This window comes from Variovorax sp. P1_G12 (assembly GCF_056405555.1).
Genome location: NZ_JBFUBW010000015.1, coordinates 125,336 through 140,428, shown reverse-complemented (window position 1 = coordinate 140,428; position 15,093 = coordinate 125,336). Strand labels below are relative to the sequence as shown.

Sequence of the window (15,093 nt, the reverse complement as noted above, 5' to 3'; positions counted from 1 at the left end):
GTCATTGGGACAGCGGCCACTGCACCCAGAAGCGCTTGGCCTTGCGCCAGATGCCGGCCAGTCCCTCGGGCTCGAGCCGCAGGAACAGCAGGATCACCACGCCGTACATCAAGCCCTTGACCTCGTAGATGCGGTCGGCCATGAGCATGCGCACGCCGTCGCCCGCCGCTTCGAAGCCGAAGTTCAGCAATTCGGGCAAGAGCAGGATCAGCGCCGCGCCGAGGATCGCGCCATGGATGCGGCCCATGCCGCCGACGATCACCATCGCCAGCGCCTCGATGCTGATCAGGACGCTGAAGGTGTCGACATTGACGAAGCGCGTCTGCAAGGCCACCAGCGCGCCCGCGACGCCGGTGTAGAAGGCGCTCACCATGAAGGCCAGCAGCTTGTAGCGCATCAGGTCGATGCCCATCGCGCGCGCCGCGATGTCGTGGTCGCGCAAGGCCAGCCAGGCGCGGCCGATCCGCGAGCGCATCAGGTTCAGCGTCGCGAACACCGCCAGCACCAGGAAGAACAGCGCCGCGTAGTAGAAGCGCTGGTCGCCCTTGAACGACACGCCCAGCACGCTGAGCGGCTCGACCGGCATGCCCGCCGAACCGCGCGTGATGCCCTCGGCGAACAGCACCACGTGGCGCACGATGAAGGTGAAGGCCAGCGTGGTGATCGCCAGGTACAGGCCCTTGAGCCGCAGCGAGGGCACGCCGACGATCAGGCTGGCGAGGGCCGCGACCAGCCCCGCCAGCGGAATCGCCAGCAGCGACGGCACGCCGTAGTCGGTCGTCAGGATCGCCTGCGCGTAGGCGCCGATCAGCAGGAAGCCGGCATGGCCGAGCGAGATCTGGCCGGCCACGCCCGACAGCAGGTTGAGCCCGAGCACGCCGACCGAAACCACGAAGATGCTGGTCAGCATGTTGAGCCCGTGGGCGCCGAACCAGGCCGGTGCGATCAGCAGCAGGCCGAGCCCGGCCAGCGCCCAGCACCAGGTGACGCGCTGGGGAGCCAGGGCGACCAGGCCGGCATAGGAGGTCTGGTAGGTTCTGCTGCGCATCAGACTCTTTCGATTTCACGTTGGCCGAACAGGCCGTAGGGCTTGACCATCAGCACCACGATGATCAGCACGAAGCCGGCGATCTCCTTGAGGCCGCGCCCCAGGTAGCCGCCGGCGAGGTTCTCGAACACGCCGATCACCAGCCCGCCGAAGGCGCCGCCGACCACCGAGTCGAGGCCGCCGAGGATGGTCGCCGGAAAGCCGCGCAGGCCCATCTGCGAGATCTCGGGCTCGAGGCTGAACATCAGGCAGAAGGCCAGGCCGGCGAAGGCCGCGAACACCGCCGACAGCGCCCAGGCGACGGCGCTGATGCGTTTCACGTTGATGCCCATCAGGAGCGCGGTGGTCTCGTTGTTGGAAGTCGCCCGCATCGCGATGCCGATGCGCGAGCGCGAGAAGAAGAGCCACATCAGGCCGCACAGCACGGCCAGCGAGACCAGCGCGAAGATCTGGCCCGGATAGAGCGCGAGGCCCGCGAACCGGATCACGGCGTTGCCGAAGGGGCGCGGGAACGCGGTGGGTTCGACGCCCCAGATCAGGATCACGGTGGAGCGGATCACGACCGCGAGGCCGATGGTCACCATCACGCGCGAGAACATCGGCTCGCCGAGCATCGGGCGGATGAAGATGCGCTCGATCGCCAGGCCCAGCAGCACCGACACCGCGAGCACCGCCACCAGCAGCGGGCCGAAGCCGATGCCCGGGATGGTGGCCAGGCTGAAGCTGATGTAGGCGACCAGCATCATCACCTCGCCCTGCGCGAAGTTCACCATGCCGGTCGCGCGGTAAACAATGGCGAAGCCCATCGCGACCAGGCCGTAGAGCGCGCCGATCACCAGGCCCGAGGTGACGAGGTTCAGGAAGTAGTTCATCAGGCCGTCACTTTCTCGACGCCGTAGATGTGCGCGACCTCGGCCGCGAACTTCTGCTCGATGACCCGCCGGCGCACCTTCATCGTGGCCGTGAGCTCGCCGTCGTCATGGTCGAGCTGCTTTTTCAGCAGCGCGAACTTGCGGATGCTCTCGACGCGCGAGAAGCGCTCGTTGACGCGCTTGACGTCGTCGGCGATGAGCTCGCGCACCGCCTCGAGCTGCGCCAGCGTCTCGTAGGTGGTGTAGGCCATGCCGCGCTCCTGCGCCCACTTGCCGACCGTGTCGAGGTCGATCTGGATCAGGGCCGAGACGAAGTGCCTGCCGTCGCCGAGCAGCACGGCCTCGCTGATGTAGAGGCTTTCCTTCAAGGCGTTCTCGATCAGCGAGGGCGTGATGTTCTTGCCGCCGCTGGTGATCAGGATGGCCTTCTTGCGGTCCACGATCTGCACCTGCCCGGTGGCCTCGTCGAGCTCGACGATGTCGCCGGTGCGCAGCCAGCCGTCGTCGAAGGCGGCACGGGTGGCCGCCTCGTCGTGCAGATAGCCGTTGAAGACGATCGCGCCGCGCAGCTGCAGCTCGCCGTCGGCGGCGACGCGCTGCTCGACCACCCCCGGCAGCAGCGGGCCGCACCAGCCGAGGCGCGACAGCGCGACGGATTGCGAATGGCTGGCGCCGCTGGTCTCGGTCATGCCGTAGATCTGGTAGATCGGCACGCCCAGCGCGCGGAAGAACAGGATCACCGAGGGCGAGATCGACGCGCCGCCGGTCATCGCGACCCAGGTGCGGTCGAGCCCCACGCCGGCCAGCAGGTTGCTGAACACCGTCACCCGCAGCAGCCAGGCGACGAAGGCGTCGCGCCGGCTGACCGCGCGGCCGCCGTTGGCGATGCTGCGTTCGGCGATCGGCGTGGCGATGGCCATCGCCTTCGTGAAGGCGCGCCGCGCGATCGGCCGCGCATCGCGCGACTTGATGAGGATCTCGTACTGCAGCTTTTCCCAGATGCGCGGCACGCCGAAGAAGAAGCTCGGGCCGATCTCGCGCAGGTTGTGGGTGACGGCGTCGATCGACTCGGCGAAGTTGACGATCGAGCCGTAGACCAGCTGCATCACCGGCGACATCAGGCGCTCGGCGACATGGCACAGCGGCAGGTAGCAGACCACCGTGAGCGGCCTGCCGGCGAAGCCCTGCACCGCACCCAGCGCCGCCGCGTCGGACACGATGCCGGCGTGCGAGAGGCGCGCGCCCTTGGGCATGCCGGTGGTGCCCGAGGTGTAGACGATCAGCGCATCCTGGCCGGCATCGAGCGCATCGAGCACGGCCTCCCAGGCGGCGCTGCGGCCCTCCTGCTGCGCCAGTGCGCGGCCTTCGGCGAGCGCCTGCGCGAACGGCATCAGCATCGGCTCGTCGTAGTGGCGCAAGCCCTTCCAGTCGACCGTGATCACGCGCTCGAGGTCCGGCAGGCCGCCGTCGCGGCGCATCGCCTCGAGCACCTTGTCGGTCTGCTCCTGGTCGCCGCACACCGCCACCTTGGCGCGGCAATGGCGAACGATGTACTGCAGCTCGGGCCAGGGGTTGGTCGGATAGATGCCGACCGTCACGCCACCCAGCGATTGCGCCGCCAGATCGGCGATGAACCACTCGGGCGTGCCGTCGGAGGCAATGGCCAGTTTGTCGCCGGCACCGAAGCCGGCCTGCTGCAGGAACAGCGCGAAGGCGCGCACGTGCTCGAAGTAGCCGGACCAGGTCGTGCCCTGCCAGATGCCGCGCGTCTTCTCGCGGAAGGCGATGCGCTCGGGCGTCTGGCGCGCGCGATGGCGCAGCAGGCCCGGCATCGTCGCCCGGCCCTCGGCCACGCCGGGCGGCAGTGCGGCATCGGCCAGCACGCGGTGGTCGGAGGTCTGCGCCGGCTTCATGCTGCGACGGGCGCGGCAACGCCCAGGTAGGCCGCGATGACGGCCGGGTCGGCCGCCACCTCGGCGGGGGTGCCATCGGCGATCTTGCGGCCGAAGTTCAGCACGCACACGTGGTCGGAGATGTCCATCACGATGCCCATCTCGTGCTCGATCATCATCACCGTGACGTTGCGCTCCTCGCGGATGTCGAGGATGAAGCGGGCGATGTCCTCGGTCTCCTCCTGGTTCATGCCCGACACCATTTCGTCGAGCAGCAGCAGGCGCGGCTGCATCGCCAGCGCGCGGCCCAGCTCGACCCGCTTCTGCAGGCCGTAGGACAGCGTGCCGACCGGCAGGTCGCGGATGGTCTCGATCTCGAGGAACTCGACGATCTCCTCCGCGGTCTCGCGGGCGGCGATCTCGGCGCGCCGCGCGGAGCCCCAGAACACGGCCGCGCCCAGCACGCCGGTGGTGAGCCGCGCATGCAGCCCGGTCAGGATGTTGTCGATCACGGTCTCGTGCTTGAAGACGGCGAGGTTCTGGAAGGTGCGCGCGATGCCGCGCTTCGAGAGGCTGTGGGCCGGCGCGCCCGCGATGTCCTCGCCGTCGAAGACGATCCGCCCCGCGCTGGGCGCGAGCAGGCACGAGATCAGGTTGAACAGCGTGGTCTTGCCGGCGCCGTTGGGCCCGATGACGCTGAAGATGTGGCCGCGCTGCACCCGCAGGTCGATGCCCGACAAGGCCTCGAGGCCGCCGAAGCGCTTGCCCACGCCCTGCAGCTCGAGCAATGCCGCGCTCACGAGAGCCACCTCTTGCGCCGCTTGTAGTGCTTGATCTCGCGCATGCTGCGGCGCTGGCCGCCGGCCTGCACGCCCAGATAGAACTCCTTCACGTCGTCGTTCGCGAGCAGCTTGGCGGGCGTGTCGTCGAGCACGATCCGGCCGCGCTCCATGATGTAGCCGTAGTCGGCGAGCGAGAGCGCCAGCTGTGCGTTCTGCTCCACCAGCAGCACCGTCAGGCCGCGCTCGTCGCGCAGGCGGCGGATGATGTCGAAGATCTCCGCGATGACCTGCGGCGCGAGTCCGAGCGACGGCTCGTCGAGCAGCAGCAGCTTCGGCTCGCCCATGAGGGCGCGCCCGATCGCCACCATCTGCTGCTGTCCGCCGGACAGGTAGCCGGCCACGCGATGCCGATGGGCTTCGATCGCAGGGAACAGGGCGTAGATGTTGGCCAGCGCCTGGGATTCGTCGGTGCCGGGCCGCAGGTAGCCGCCCATGCGCAGGTTCTCCTCGACGGTGAGCGTGTCGAACAGCCTTCGGCCTTCGGGCACCTGGACCAGCCCGCGCCGAACGATCTCGTGCGGCGCGCAGCGTTCGAGCGAGGCGTTGTCGTAGCGGATCGCACCGCCCGTGATCTCGCCGTCTTCCGGATAGAGCACGCCGCTGATCGCCTTGAGCACGGTCGACTTGCCCGCACCGTTGCTGCCCAGCAAGGCGACGATGCGGCCCTGGTCGAGTTCGAGCGAGACGTCGCGCACGGCCTCGACTGCACGGTCGTAGAACACCTGCAGGTTGGTGATGCTCAACATGGGCAACGGCCCCGGCCGAACGAGGGATGGTGAGATTCCAAGGCTTGTCTCCGCGCCGGTCATGGCGTCTGGTTATGGGGCGGATATTGCGGCGTCGATTTCCACCTGTCAACAGTTTTCTGACCCTGACTCAATTTATTGTTCTTTGAATTCCTCCGCCGGAACATCTCCCGTCTCTCTTCACTGTCTTAGGGTTAAACCTAGCATTTCATCCCTTCTCAAACGAAGCCAACCGGTGTCTCATTGGCACCGCATCAACGGACTTTATTGAGTCAAGGTCAACTTGATGTGGAACACCTCCGGAGACCCATGGACACGCAAGACCCCGTCTGCATCGACTTCCACGACGAAGTCGCGACGATCGCGCTGAACCGCTCCGATGCGCTCAATGCGCTGGACTATCCAGCCGCCGAGGCGCTGCATCGCGCGATCGAGACGGTGGCTGCCGCGCCGGGCGTGCGGGCGCTGGTGCTGCGTGGCGAAGGCCGGTCGTTCTGCGGTGGCGGCGACGTGGCCGCGATGCATGCGCACCGGTCCGAGCTGCCTGCGTTCATCGCCCGCATGATCGACAGCTTCCACGCCAGCGTGATGGCATTGAATCGCCTCGCGGTCCCGGTGATCGCCAGCGTCCATGGCGCGGTGGCCGGCGGCGGCATCTCGCTGGCGCTGGCCTGCGACATGGTGCTGGCGGCGCGCGGCACGCGCTTCGTCACGGCCTACGCGCAGCTCGGCGCGCCCGCCGATGGCGGCCTGAGCTTCCGCCTGACGCAGCGCCTGGGCGCCGCGCGCGCCTTCGATCTGCTCACGCTGCGCAGCACGATGGATGCGGAAGAAGCGCTGGCGCTCGGGCTGATCAGCCGCATCGTCGACGCCGAGCGTGCCGACGCCCAGGCGCAGCGCTGCGCGCGCGAGCTCGCGGCCCTGCCGGCGCAATCGGTGCGCGAGCTGAAGGAACTGACCGCCGTCCAGTCGCGTGAAGGCCTGCAGGCGCAGCTGGCGCGCGAGAAGGCCGCCTTCCTGCGCTGCGCCGCCAGCGCCGATTTCGCCGCCCGTGTCGCCGCATTCGCCGAGCGTGGCGGCCACGCCGCCTGAACCGCCTTCCGTCCTTTTTCTTTCCATCCCCCGGAGACCCATGAACACCACCGCTTCCGCTCCAGGCGCCGCCCAGCGCTTCTCGGGCCTGTCCGACGACGAGCAGCAGATCCTCGACCAGGCCGATCGCTTCGCGCGCAACGAGCTCTACCCCCTGTCCAGCCGCATGGACAACGAGGAGTGGTGGCCGCCCGAGGCCTTCGCGCAGATCGGCGCCACGGGCTACTTCGGCATCCCGGTGCCCGAGGTCTATGGCGGCGCCGGCCTCGATCTCTTCGCCAGCGGGCTGGTGGTGCAGGCGTTCTCGCGCTGGAACCACGCGCTTGCGCTCAGCTGGGTGGCGCACGAGAACCTGTGCCTCTACAACATCTACCGCAACGCCGACGAGGCGCAGCGCAAGGCCTACCTGCCGGGCCTGTGCAGCGGCAAGACCATCGGCGCACTGGGCCTGACCGAGCCCGGCGCGGGCTCCGATGCGCTGGGCTCGATGCGCACCACGGCCACGCGCGACGGCGACGACTACCTGCTCAACGGCAGCAAGATCTTCATCACCAACGGCGCGGTGGCCGATGTGGTGCTGGTCTACGCCAAGACCAACAAGGAGCGCGGCGCCAAGGGCATCTCGGCCTTCATCGTCGACACCCGCAGCGCCGGCTTCAAGGTGGCCCAGAAGCTCACCAAGATGGGTTTTCGCGGCAGCCAGACGGCCGAGCTGGTGTTCGAGAATTGCCGCGTTCCGGCGCGCAACCGGGTCGGCGAGGAGGACCGCGGCGTGCAGGTGGTGATGAGCGGGCTCGACCTGGAGCGCGCCATGATCGCGCCGATCTGCCTGGGCATCTGCGAGCGCGCGCTCGAACTGGCGCTCGACTATGCGCGCACCCGGCAGCAGTTCGGCCAGCCGATCTCGAACTTCCAGATGATCCGGGCCAAGCTGGCCGACATGTACGTGTGGATCGAATCGATGCGCGTCTTCACCTACCAGGCGCTGCGCGCGGCCAACGATCTCGAGATCGGCGGCGGCGGGCGCGGCGACATCCACATGATCACCGCCGCCTCCGTGATGTTTGCCTCGGAGACCATGAACAAGGTGCTCAACGAGGCGATGCAGATCCACGGCGGCACGGGCTACATCTGGGAATCCGAAGTCAACCGGCTCTATCGCGCCATCAAGCTGCTCGAAATCGGCGCCGGCACCACGGAGGTCCGCAAGATCATCATCAGCGACGAACTGCTGCGCCGTTGAGCGTCGGCAGCCGGAGCCCGCCACGTCCGGTGAGCCGTGCCGTGATCGCGGCCTTCAGCGGCGGCAGGTGCTGCGCGCCGCGCAGGATCAGCTGGCGCGCCAGCCGCTGCGGCGCGCCGTCGTTCGCAAAGAGCTTCGCCACGGCGTTGGTGCCGTGGTACATCACGGCGGCATCGCGACGGTGCTTGCGGCCGTAGCCGGCCAGCACGCCGGCGTCGCCGATGTCCAGCCCGGCCGCGCGCGCATCGCACAGCGCGTGGGCCAGCGTTGCGACGCTCTGCAACCCGAGGTTGTAGCCATGCGCCGTGACCGGATGCATGCCGACCGCGGCGTCGCCGATCAGCGCGCTGCGCGTGGCGCTGAATCGGCGCGCGAAGGCCGTGACCAGCGGATAGGGATAGCGATCGCCGAGCAGGCTCATAGAGCCCAGCCGGCCACCGAACTGCGCCTCGACAAGCGCAGCGAATTCGCCGCCGGGCAAGTCCATCAGCCGCGCCGCGGCCGCAGTGTCGGTGGTCAGCACCGCGGAGCAGATGTCGCCGGCCAGCGGCAGGATGGCCAGCGTGCGCTCGTAGCCGAAGCACTCATGGGCCACGTCGCGGTGCGGCAGCGTGTGGCGCATCCGGCAGACGATCATGGTGCGGCCGAGGTCCTGCATGTCGGCAGCGATGCCGAGCTGGCGGCGGGCCCACGAGAAGCGGCTGTCGGCAGCGATGAGGAGTTGCCCGTGCAATGACTCCGGCAGCGCCGCCTCGCCGTGCTCGAGCTCCAGCTCGACCTGCGCGGCCGAGGTGATGACGCGCAGCAGCCGCGACCGGGTGCGCAGATTCAGTCCGGGCCGTTCGGTCGCGGCCTCGAAGCTGACGCGTCGCAGCGCATGGTTGGGGACGATCCAGCCGAGCGGGTCGCGGGCCTTGAAATGCAGGGCGGCGTCATGCCCGCCGCCATCGGTCACCCGGGCCTCGCGGATGCGCCCGATCTCCTCGGGCCGCAGCCGCTGCCAGAGGCCCAGTGCACGCAAGGTCTCGACGCTGGAATGCGTCAGCGCGATCTCGCGGCCGTCCTCCGCGGGTGCGGCCAGCGCGTCGCGCGACTGCTGGTCGAGCACGGTCGCAGCGAAGCCGGCATCGGCCAGCGCGATGGCCATGGCCAGGCCGGTCGGGCCCGCGCCGACGATCAGGACTTCAGGGTCCAGCGACATGCATCTGCTCCTTCAACAATGCGGCGATGAGCCGATCCTTCTCCGCCCACTGCCCTTCGGTCCATTGGCGCAGGCGCTGCCGATGCGCCTTGTCGCCCAGGGCATCGGCTTCGAGCAGCGCCGGCGGAATCTCGCGCCGCCGCACGTCGACGGTCACCGCCTCCAGCCGGCCGGACAGCAGCGTCCAGAAGCTGGGCGGCCCCTGGGGGTAGACGATGGTGACGTCGAGCATCGATTCGAACTGCTCGCCCATGGTCTCCAGCGCCACGCCGAGGCCGCCGATCTTCGGTTCGAGCAGGTGCCGGTAGCGGCTGTTCTGGCCGGCATGCTTGGCCGCCGTGAAGCGCGTGCCCTCGATGAAATTGATGACCGCCGTGGGAATGCGCCTGAATTTCTCGCAGGCCTTGCGGGTGGCCGCAAGGTCGCCACGCCGCGCGCCCCGGCCTCGGCCGCGCTTCATGAACGGGAAATCGAGCGCCCACCAGGCCAGGCCGATCACCGGCACCCAGATGAGCTCGCGCTTCAGGAAGAACTTGAGGAAGGGAATGCGGCCGTGGAAGACCCGCTGCAGCACCAGGATATCGACCCAGCTCTGGTGATTGCAGGACACCAGGTACCAGCCACCCGGCTTCAGCCCGTCGAGGCCGTGCAAGGTCCACGGTGCCGGGCAGGCAGCCGCGATCCAGCGGTTGTTGAGCGCGACCCAGCCCGTGGCCAGCGCGTTCAGCGCCCGGTCGCACGCCGTGCGCACCGGGGCTGCCGGCACGGCCAGCTTGACGGCGGCGAGCGGCAGCATGAGGGCGACACCCACCAGCGTGTTGAGGCCGAGCAGCAGGCCGTTGAAGGCCCCGCGCCAGAACGGAATCAGGCCGCCGCCGCGCAAGGCGTGCCGGGCTCGGCGGCGGGCAGCAGCCCGCCCAGAAGCCATCGCATCAGGTCCCGCACCGGCCGGATCTGGTCGCCGAAGGGCAACCGGCCCGCACCGCGGAAGAAGAGCCCCTGCTCGGTGTGTCCCGCGAGCGCGTGGCCCAGCATCTTGTCGATGCAGAACTTGCCCCAGCCCGGCGTGGCGTCGCGCAGGCCGCAATGGGCCAGGCAGTCGAAGCGCATGGTGCACTCGGTCTCGCGGTGCGCCTTGGCCATCAGCCGCGGCTCGAGCCGCAGGTACTTGGCCAGCCAGGGCGTGCGCACGGCGCGCGCAGGCAGGCCCGCCACGCTGGTGAATTCGACCAGGTCCTCGGGCCTGGCGTCGGCGAGCACGCGCTTGAACGCCAGGTCGGCATCGCATTCGGCGGTGACCGCGAAGGCGGTGCCGAGCTGGACCGCCGAGGCGCCGAGCGACTGCAGCCGGCGGATGTCGTCGAGGCTCTCGACGCCGCCAGCGGCGATGAGCGGAATGCGGCCTTCGATGCCCGCGGTCTTGAAGAAGGCCTGCACCTGCGGCAGCACGACATCGAATTCGAAGCGCGGGTCGTTCAGGTCGCCCACCTTGGCGGCGCCGAGATGGCCGCCCGCAAGGCGCGGATGCTCGATCACGATGGCATCGGGCAGGCGCCCCTTCTTCTCCCACTTGCGCACGACCAGCTGGACGCCGCGCGCGTCCGACAGGATCGGGATCAGCGCGACCTGCGGGTGCTCTCGCGCCAGGTCCGGCAGGTCCAGCGGGAGGCCGGCGCCGACCACCAGCGCATCGGCCCCGCAAGCCAGCGCGTGCCGCACCTGCGACTCATAGGCCGTCAGGGCTTTCATCACGTTGACGGCGATCAGGCCGCGTCCGCCGGCGAGCCGGCGCGCCCGCGCGATCTCGCGGCCCAGCGCCTCGAGGTTGGCGGCGTCGATGCGCTGGCCGGCATCGGGCTCGGCCTCGAGGTGCGAGGTCTGCGCCCACAGGTCCGGGTGCAGGCGCCGCAGGTCGACCGACGACACGGTGCCGATGCCGCCGAGGCCGGCGACCGTGCCGGCCAGGCCGCCGGCCGAGACGCCGACCCCCATCCCGCCCTGCACCACCGGCAACAGCTCACGGCCGGCCAGTTGCCAGCTTCTCAGGCCCGATCCGGCGGCAAGCGCCCGCAACGCATCGGCCATGGCGGCCGCATCCGCCTGGTTGACTTCTTCCCTCATGCGGCGCTATCGGAGCACCAGCACCGGCAAGGCGGAATGCGTGAGCACATGCTGGGTCTCGCTGCCCAGCAGCAGGCGTCCGATGCCCCGGCGGCCATGCGAGGCCATGACGATCAGGTCGCTCTCATGCTTCTGCGCGGCCGCGATGATCGATTCGGCAACCTGGCTGGAATGGGCCACGAGCGCTTCGCAGCGCACGCCGCTCGCGCCCGCGCGCTCGCCGATCGCGTCGACCATGGCCTGGGCATGTTCGAAGCGCTTCTTCTCGATGCTTTCGCTCTCGGTCGCCTCAAGGACCGTCGTGCCCTCCATGTAGCTCTTGGGTTGCCTGCGGGCCACAGTGAAGGCGACCAGCTCGGCGCCATGCTGCCGGGCCAGGCCGATGGCGGTCTCGACCGCCTTCTCCGAAAGGGGCGAGCCGTCGGTCGCGACCAGGATTCGCTTGAACATGATGAGGTCTCCAGATGGGAAGGCCTCCAGTCTCGGCCAGACCCGCGCGGCGCGGATTGACTGGGATCAAGCTTGCGTCGGATGTCCGGCGTGCGGGCCCAGGCCGGCGCCGGGCCGCTGGCGCGGCGAAGTCCGCGCTTCGCGCAGACGGGCGGCCTGCGACCTCCCCCTCGGGGGGCAGCGACTCACACGCAGTGGGGGAGCGTGGGGGCCATTCAGGCCGGCGCCGGGCCGCCCCAAGCCGGCCTGCGGCCCCCTCGGGGGGCAGCGACCCACACGCAGTGGGGGAGCGTGGGGGCCACATTCATGCGCACCAGATCTCGATCTGGTGCGCAAGATCCATCCAGAGCGCCTGCAACGCGACCGCGGCCAGCAGCGCGCCGGCCAGGCGCGTGCCCCATTGCTGCGACACCACGCCCGCACCCGAGCGCAGGCGGCGCCACAGCCACGGCGCCAGCAGCAGCGAAAGCGCGCTGCCCGAGGCGAACAGCGCCATCACGGCCGCGCCCTCGAGCACGCCGTTGCTCAAGGCCGCCAGCATCAACGCCGAATACAGCAGGCCGCAGGGCATCGCGACCCAGAGCGCCCCGGTGGCCAGCACCCCGAAGGCGCTGCGGGTCATGGGCTGCAGGCGAGCCGAGGCCCAGCGTCCGATGCGGTGGGCCCACAGCGGCTGCCGGCCCGAGGCCGCGAGCAGCACGCCCCAGGCGAGCACGACCACGTGCAGCAGGATCCAAGCGGGGCGCAGTGCGGCCACCTGTTCGCTCGCCAGCGCCAGGCCTTGCACCGTGGCGGCCGCCACGGCCCCGGCCGCCGCGTAGCCCGCCACGCGCCCGGCGTGGAACAGCGCGCCGGCCGGCAGCGAGCGGCCCGCCGGCGCCAGCGCGGCGACGCCGCCGGCGGGCGCGCGCACGATGCGGATCACCCCCGCACACGCGGCGCCGCACATCGCGACGCAGTGCGGCCCGCCGGCCAGCCCCATCACAAGCGCGGTGGCGGCCAGCGCAGCCTGCATGGCTCAGTGTCCGCCCGGCCGCCCGAAGGGCGCTGAGCACCCCCTTGGGGGGCAGCGATACGCGAAGCGATGCGCGTGGGGGCTTCTCATGTCAGACGATGCGCGAGAAGCGCGTTCGATTGCGGTCGGCCTGCAGGTAGCGGTCGAACACCATGGCGATCGCGCGCACGAAGAACCAGCCCAGGGGCGTGACCTCGATGGAGCGGTCGCCCAGGGTCACCAGGCCCTGCGCCGCGAGCGGTTCGAGCGCGGCCAGTTCGGCCGCGAAGAGGTGCTCGAAGTCGATCAGGTGGGCCGCGCCGACAGCCTCGAAGTCCACCCGTCCCTGGCACATGATCGCCATGATCACGGCGCGCCGCAGCACGTCGTCGCGCGTCAGCGCCAGGCCGCGCACCACCGGCAGGCGGCCCTGGTCGAGGAGGTCGTAGTATTCCTCGAGCGTCTTCGCGTTCTGGCTGTAGGTGGCGCCGATGCGGCCGATCGCCGACACGCCCAGGGCCACCAGGTCGCAGTCCGGCTGCGTGCTGTAGCCCTGGAAGTTGCGATGCAGCCGGCCCTGCCGCCGGGCGACCGCCAGCGCATCGCCAGGCAGCGCGAAATGGTCCATCCCGATGTAGACATAGCCCGCGGCGGTGAGCGCGGCGATCGAGCGCGACAGCATCTCGACCTTGGCGCCGGCATCGGGCAGGGCTTCGGTCGCGATGCGGCGCTGGGCCTTGAAGCGCTCGGGCAGGTGGGCGTAGGCATAGAGCGCGATCCGGTCCGGCCGGAGCGCGCAGACCTGCTCCAGCGTGCGGTCGAAGGACGCGGGGCTCTGGCGCGGCAGTCCGTAGATCAGGTCGACGTTGACCGAATCGAAGCCCAGCCCGCGGGCCACCGCCATCAGGTCGAACACCTGCCGGGCGGGCTGGATCCGGTGCACCGCCTTCTGCACTTCCGGGTCGAAGTCCTGGACGCCGAAGCTCAGCCGGTTGAAGCCCAGTTCGGCCAGCGTCACGAGGCGCTCGCGGTCGACGGTGCGCGGGTCGATCTCGATCGAATGCTCCCCGTCCGGCGACAGCGTGAAGGCGCCGCGAAGCATGGCCATGAGTTCCCGCAGGCCGGCATCGTCGAGGAAGGTCGGCGTGCCGCCGCCCAGGTGCAGCTGGCGGACGACCGCGCCGCGGCCGAGCTTCTCCACCTGCAGCGAAATCTCGCGGGACAGGTAGTCCAGGTACTCGCGCCCCTTGCTCTTGTGCCGGGTCACGATCTTGTTGCAGGCGCAGTAGTAGCAGAGCGATTCGCAGAACGGGATGTGCACGTACAGCGACAGCGCCCGCGCGCTCGCGCCGGCCCCGCCGCGCTGCTCGAGGGCCTGCGCGTAGTCGTCCGCCGTGAAGGCGTCGACGAAGCGATCGGCCGTGGGATAGGACGTGTAGCGCGGGCCGGCGCAGTCGAAACGGCGCAGTACGGTGGACGGCGGCGCCAGGGCCGGCGTGAGGACGGGAGCGGAGGGGGGGTGCATCGCGGGCGGCGGCAAGGGCTGTGGTGTGTCACTATGCCGCCGTCACGATCTGCAATCATTGACCTGCATCAAGCATCCACCCCACTCCCCGTCGGACAATCCCTCCATGACCTCGACTGCATCAATGAAACCCGAAAATATCAAGGTCGCCTGTTCCAACTGCAATCTGCGCGAGCTCTGCATGCCGGTGGGCCTGAATCCGGGCGAGCTGCAGCGCATCGACGACATCGTCGCGACGCGGCGCAAGATCAAGCGGCGCGAGACGCTGTTTCGCAACGGCGAGGCCTTCACCTCGCTCTATGCGATCCGCACCGGGGTGTTCAAGACCCGCGTCACCAGCGAGGACGGCCGCGACCAGGTCACGGGCTTCCAGATGGCGGGAGAGATCATCGGGCTCGACGGCATCGTCAACGACCAGCACACCTGCGACGCCGTGGCGCTGGAGGACTCCGAGGTCTGCGTGATGCCTTTCGAACGCATCGAGGAGCTGTCGCGCGAGATCACCGCGCTGCAGCGCCACGTGCACCAGATCATGAGCCGCGAGATCGTGCGCGAACACGGCGTGATGCTGCTGCTGGGCAGCATGCGGGCCGAAGAGCGGCTCGCCGCCTTCCTGCTGAACCTGGTCCAGCGCCTGCACGCGCGCGGCTTCTCGCGTTCCGAGCTGGTGCTTCGCATGACCCGCGAGGAAATCGGCAGCTACCTCGGGCTCAAGCTCGAGACCGTGAGCCGGACCCTGTCGAAGTTCGCGGCCGACGGCATGGTCGAGGTCGAGCAACGCAACGTGCGCATCGTCGATCCCGAGGCGCTGCGCCGCATCGTCAATCCGCCGGGCTGTTGATCTCGCGCGCCGGCAGGGTCAGCAGCAGGGTCAGTGCGCCCGCCCCCATGGCCAGCAGCCAGAAGACGAAAAAACCGACCGTGTAGACGGCCTGGCGCGAAGCACCGAGCGCCTCGCCGCGCCAGTTCAGGTCGCCCGGGTCGACCAGGGCGAACACCAGCACCTCGAGCGCGCAGGCCAGGAGGAAGGCCGGCCAGAGAATCCACATCCAGCGGCGCGTCTGCAT

At 69.5% G+C, this 15,093-nt stretch carries 15 protein-coding genes; 3 read left to right on the top strand and 12 right to left on the bottom strand.

What is annotated here, in order from left to right; translation table 11 throughout:
• Window position 1: 1 nt before the first annotated feature.
• From AC1D2O_RS18885 to AC1D2O_RS18865, 5 genes are read right to left on the bottom strand one after another with little or no spacing between them, the layout of a single operon-like run.
• Complete coding sequence (locus AC1D2O_RS18885; RefSeq protein WP_478090177.1) at window positions 2–1,048, bottom strand: branched-chain amino acid ABC transporter permease; 1,047 nt, start codon at window positions 1,046–1,048, stop codon at window positions 2–4.
• The gene (locus AC1D2O_RS18880; RefSeq protein WP_478090178.1) at window positions 1,048–1,920 is read right to left on the bottom strand and encodes a branched-chain amino acid ABC transporter permease; all 873 of its coding nucleotides are present in this window, start codon (window positions 1,918–1,920) and stop codon (window positions 1,048–1,050) included. The genes AC1D2O_RS18885 and AC1D2O_RS18880 overlap by 1 nt, the downstream gene beginning before the upstream one ends.
• Entirely contained in the window at window positions 1,920–3,833 is a 1,914-nt protein-coding gene (locus AC1D2O_RS18875; protein ID WP_478157700.1) for an AMP-dependent synthetase/ligase, read from the bottom strand. The genes AC1D2O_RS18880 and AC1D2O_RS18875 overlap by 1 nt, the downstream gene beginning before the upstream one ends.
• Window positions 3,830–4,612, bottom strand: a complete 783-nt coding sequence (locus AC1D2O_RS18870) for an ABC transporter ATP-binding protein (RefSeq protein ID WP_478157699.1) — start codon at window positions 4,610–4,612, stop codon at window positions 3,830–3,832. Before AC1D2O_RS18870 ends, AC1D2O_RS18875 begins: the two co-directional genes overlap by 4 nt.
• The gene (locus AC1D2O_RS18865; RefSeq protein ID WP_478090181.1) at window positions 4,609–5,400 is read right to left on the bottom strand and encodes an ABC transporter ATP-binding protein; all 792 of its coding nucleotides are present in this window, start codon (window positions 5,398–5,400) and stop codon (window positions 4,609–4,611) included. Before AC1D2O_RS18865 ends, AC1D2O_RS18870 begins: the two co-directional genes overlap by 4 nt.
• Window positions 5,401–5,709: 309 nt before the next feature.
• Here AC1D2O_RS18865 and AC1D2O_RS18860 point away from each other — a divergent pair, with 309 nt between their 5' ends.
• Both AC1D2O_RS18860 and AC1D2O_RS18855 read left to right on the top strand, forming a co-directional pair.
• Window positions 5,710–6,492: an enoyl-CoA hydratase/isomerase family protein gene (locus AC1D2O_RS18860; protein ID WP_478157698.1), complete on the top strand. Its 783-nt coding sequence runs from the start codon at window positions 5,710–5,712 to the stop codon at window positions 6,490–6,492.
• A gap of 40 nt (window positions 6,493–6,532) precedes the next feature.
• Window positions 6,533–7,735: an acyl-CoA dehydrogenase family protein gene (locus tag AC1D2O_RS18855; RefSeq protein WP_478090183.1), complete on the top strand. Its 1,203-nt coding sequence runs from the start codon at window positions 6,533–6,535 to the stop codon at window positions 7,733–7,735.
• On the opposite strand, the gene ubiM is transcribed toward AC1D2O_RS18855, so the two are convergent.
• From ubiM to hemN, 6 genes are all read right to left on the bottom strand, one after another.
• Window positions 7,710–8,936, bottom strand: a complete 1,227-nt coding sequence (gene ubiM / locus AC1D2O_RS18850) for a 5-demethoxyubiquinol-8 5-hydroxylase UbiM (protein ID WP_478157697.1) — start codon at window positions 8,934–8,936, stop codon at window positions 7,710–7,712. The two genes, AC1D2O_RS18855 and ubiM, sit on opposite strands and share 26 nt — an antisense overlap.
• Complete coding sequence (locus AC1D2O_RS18845) at window positions 8,920–9,819, bottom strand: acyltransferase (RefSeq protein ID WP_478090185.1); 900 nt, start codon at window positions 9,817–9,819, stop codon at window positions 8,920–8,922. Before AC1D2O_RS18845 ends, ubiM begins: the two co-directional genes overlap by 17 nt.
• Window positions 9,801–11,057 carry an NAD(P)H-dependent flavin oxidoreductase gene (locus tag AC1D2O_RS18840; RefSeq protein WP_478090186.1) on the bottom strand — a complete coding sequence of 419 codons (1,257 nt, stop codon included), beginning with the start codon at window positions 11,055–11,057 and terminating at the stop codon, window positions 9,801–9,803. The genes AC1D2O_RS18845 and AC1D2O_RS18840 overlap by 19 nt, the downstream gene beginning before the upstream one ends.
• Before the next feature lie 6 nt (window positions 11,058–11,063).
• Window positions 11,064–11,507: a universal stress protein gene (locus tag AC1D2O_RS18835; RefSeq protein WP_478090187.1), complete on the bottom strand. Its 444-nt coding sequence runs from the start codon at window positions 11,505–11,507 to the stop codon at window positions 11,064–11,066.
• A 304-nt stretch (window positions 11,508–11,811) separates the two neighbouring features.
• The gene (locus tag AC1D2O_RS18830) at window positions 11,812–12,522 is read right to left on the bottom strand and encodes a sulfite exporter TauE/SafE family protein (RefSeq protein WP_478157696.1); all 711 of its coding nucleotides are present in this window, start codon (window positions 12,520–12,522) and stop codon (window positions 11,812–11,814) included.
• Between the two features lie 91 nt (window positions 12,523–12,613).
• Window positions 12,614–14,026: an oxygen-independent coproporphyrinogen III oxidase gene (hemN, locus tag AC1D2O_RS18825; protein ID WP_478094596.1), complete on the bottom strand. Its 1,413-nt coding sequence runs from the start codon at window positions 14,024–14,026 to the stop codon at window positions 12,614–12,616.
• 124 nt (window positions 14,027–14,150) lie between these two features.
• On the opposite strand from hemN, the gene fnr reads away from it, so the two are divergent.
• Window positions 14,151–14,867 carry a fumarate/nitrate reduction transcriptional regulator Fnr gene (fnr, locus tag AC1D2O_RS18820; protein WP_478157695.1) on the top strand — a complete coding sequence of 239 codons (717 nt, stop codon included), beginning with the start codon at window positions 14,151–14,153 and terminating at the stop codon, window positions 14,865–14,867.
• On the opposite strand, the gene AC1D2O_RS18815 is transcribed toward fnr, so the two are convergent.
• Window positions 14,848–15,093, bottom strand: coding sequence for a hypothetical protein (locus AC1D2O_RS18815; RefSeq protein WP_478093661.1), 246 nt, complete (start codon window positions 15,091–15,093; stop codon window positions 14,848–14,850). The two genes, fnr and AC1D2O_RS18815, sit on opposite strands and share 20 nt — an antisense overlap.

Coding starts and splice junctions, on each gene's coding strand:
- AC1D2O_RS18855 (WP_478090183.1), top strand. CDS start 6,533: ATGAACACCACCGCTTCCGCTCCAGGCGCCGCCCAGCGCTTCTCGGGC.
- AC1D2O_RS18865 (WP_478090181.1), bottom strand. CDS start 5,400: ATGTTGAGCATCACCAACCTGCAGGTGTTCTACGACCGTGCAGTCGAG.
- AC1D2O_RS18830 (WP_478157696.1), bottom strand. CDS start 12,522: ATGCAGGCTGCGCTGGCCGCCACCGCGCTTGTGATGGGGCTGGCCGGC.
- AC1D2O_RS18860 (WP_478157698.1), top strand. CDS start 5,710: ATGGACACGCAAGACCCCGTCTGCATCGACTTCCACGACGAAGTCGCG.
- AC1D2O_RS18815 (WP_478093661.1), bottom strand. CDS start 15,093: ATGCAGACGCGCCGCTGGATGTGGATTCTCTGGCCGGCCTTCCTCCTG.
- fnr (WP_478157695.1), top strand. CDS start 14,151: ATGAAACCCGAAAATATCAAGGTCGCCTGTTCCAACTGCAATCTGCGC.
- AC1D2O_RS18835 (WP_478090187.1), bottom strand. CDS start 11,507: ATGTTCAAGCGAATCCTGGTCGCGACCGACGGCTCGCCCCTTTCGGAG.
- AC1D2O_RS18840 (WP_478090186.1), bottom strand. CDS start 11,057: ATGAGGGAAGAAGTCAACCAGGCGGATGCGGCCGCCATGGCCGATGCG.
- hemN (WP_478094596.1), bottom strand. CDS start 14,026: ATGCACCCCCCCTCCGCTCCCGTCCTCACGCCGGCCCTGGCGCCGCCG.
- AC1D2O_RS18885 (WP_478090177.1), bottom strand. CDS start 1,048: ATGCGCAGCAGAACCTACCAGACCTCCTATGCCGGCCTGGTCGCCCTG.
- AC1D2O_RS18875 (WP_478157700.1), bottom strand. CDS start 3,833: ATGAAGCCGGCGCAGACCTCCGACCACCGCGTGCTGGCCGATGCCGCA.
- AC1D2O_RS18880 (WP_478090178.1), bottom strand. CDS start 1,920: ATGAACTACTTCCTGAACCTCGTCACCTCGGGCCTGGTGATCGGCGCG.
- ubiM (WP_478157697.1), bottom strand. CDS start 8,936: ATGTCGCTGGACCCTGAAGTCCTGATCGTCGGCGCGGGCCCGACCGGC.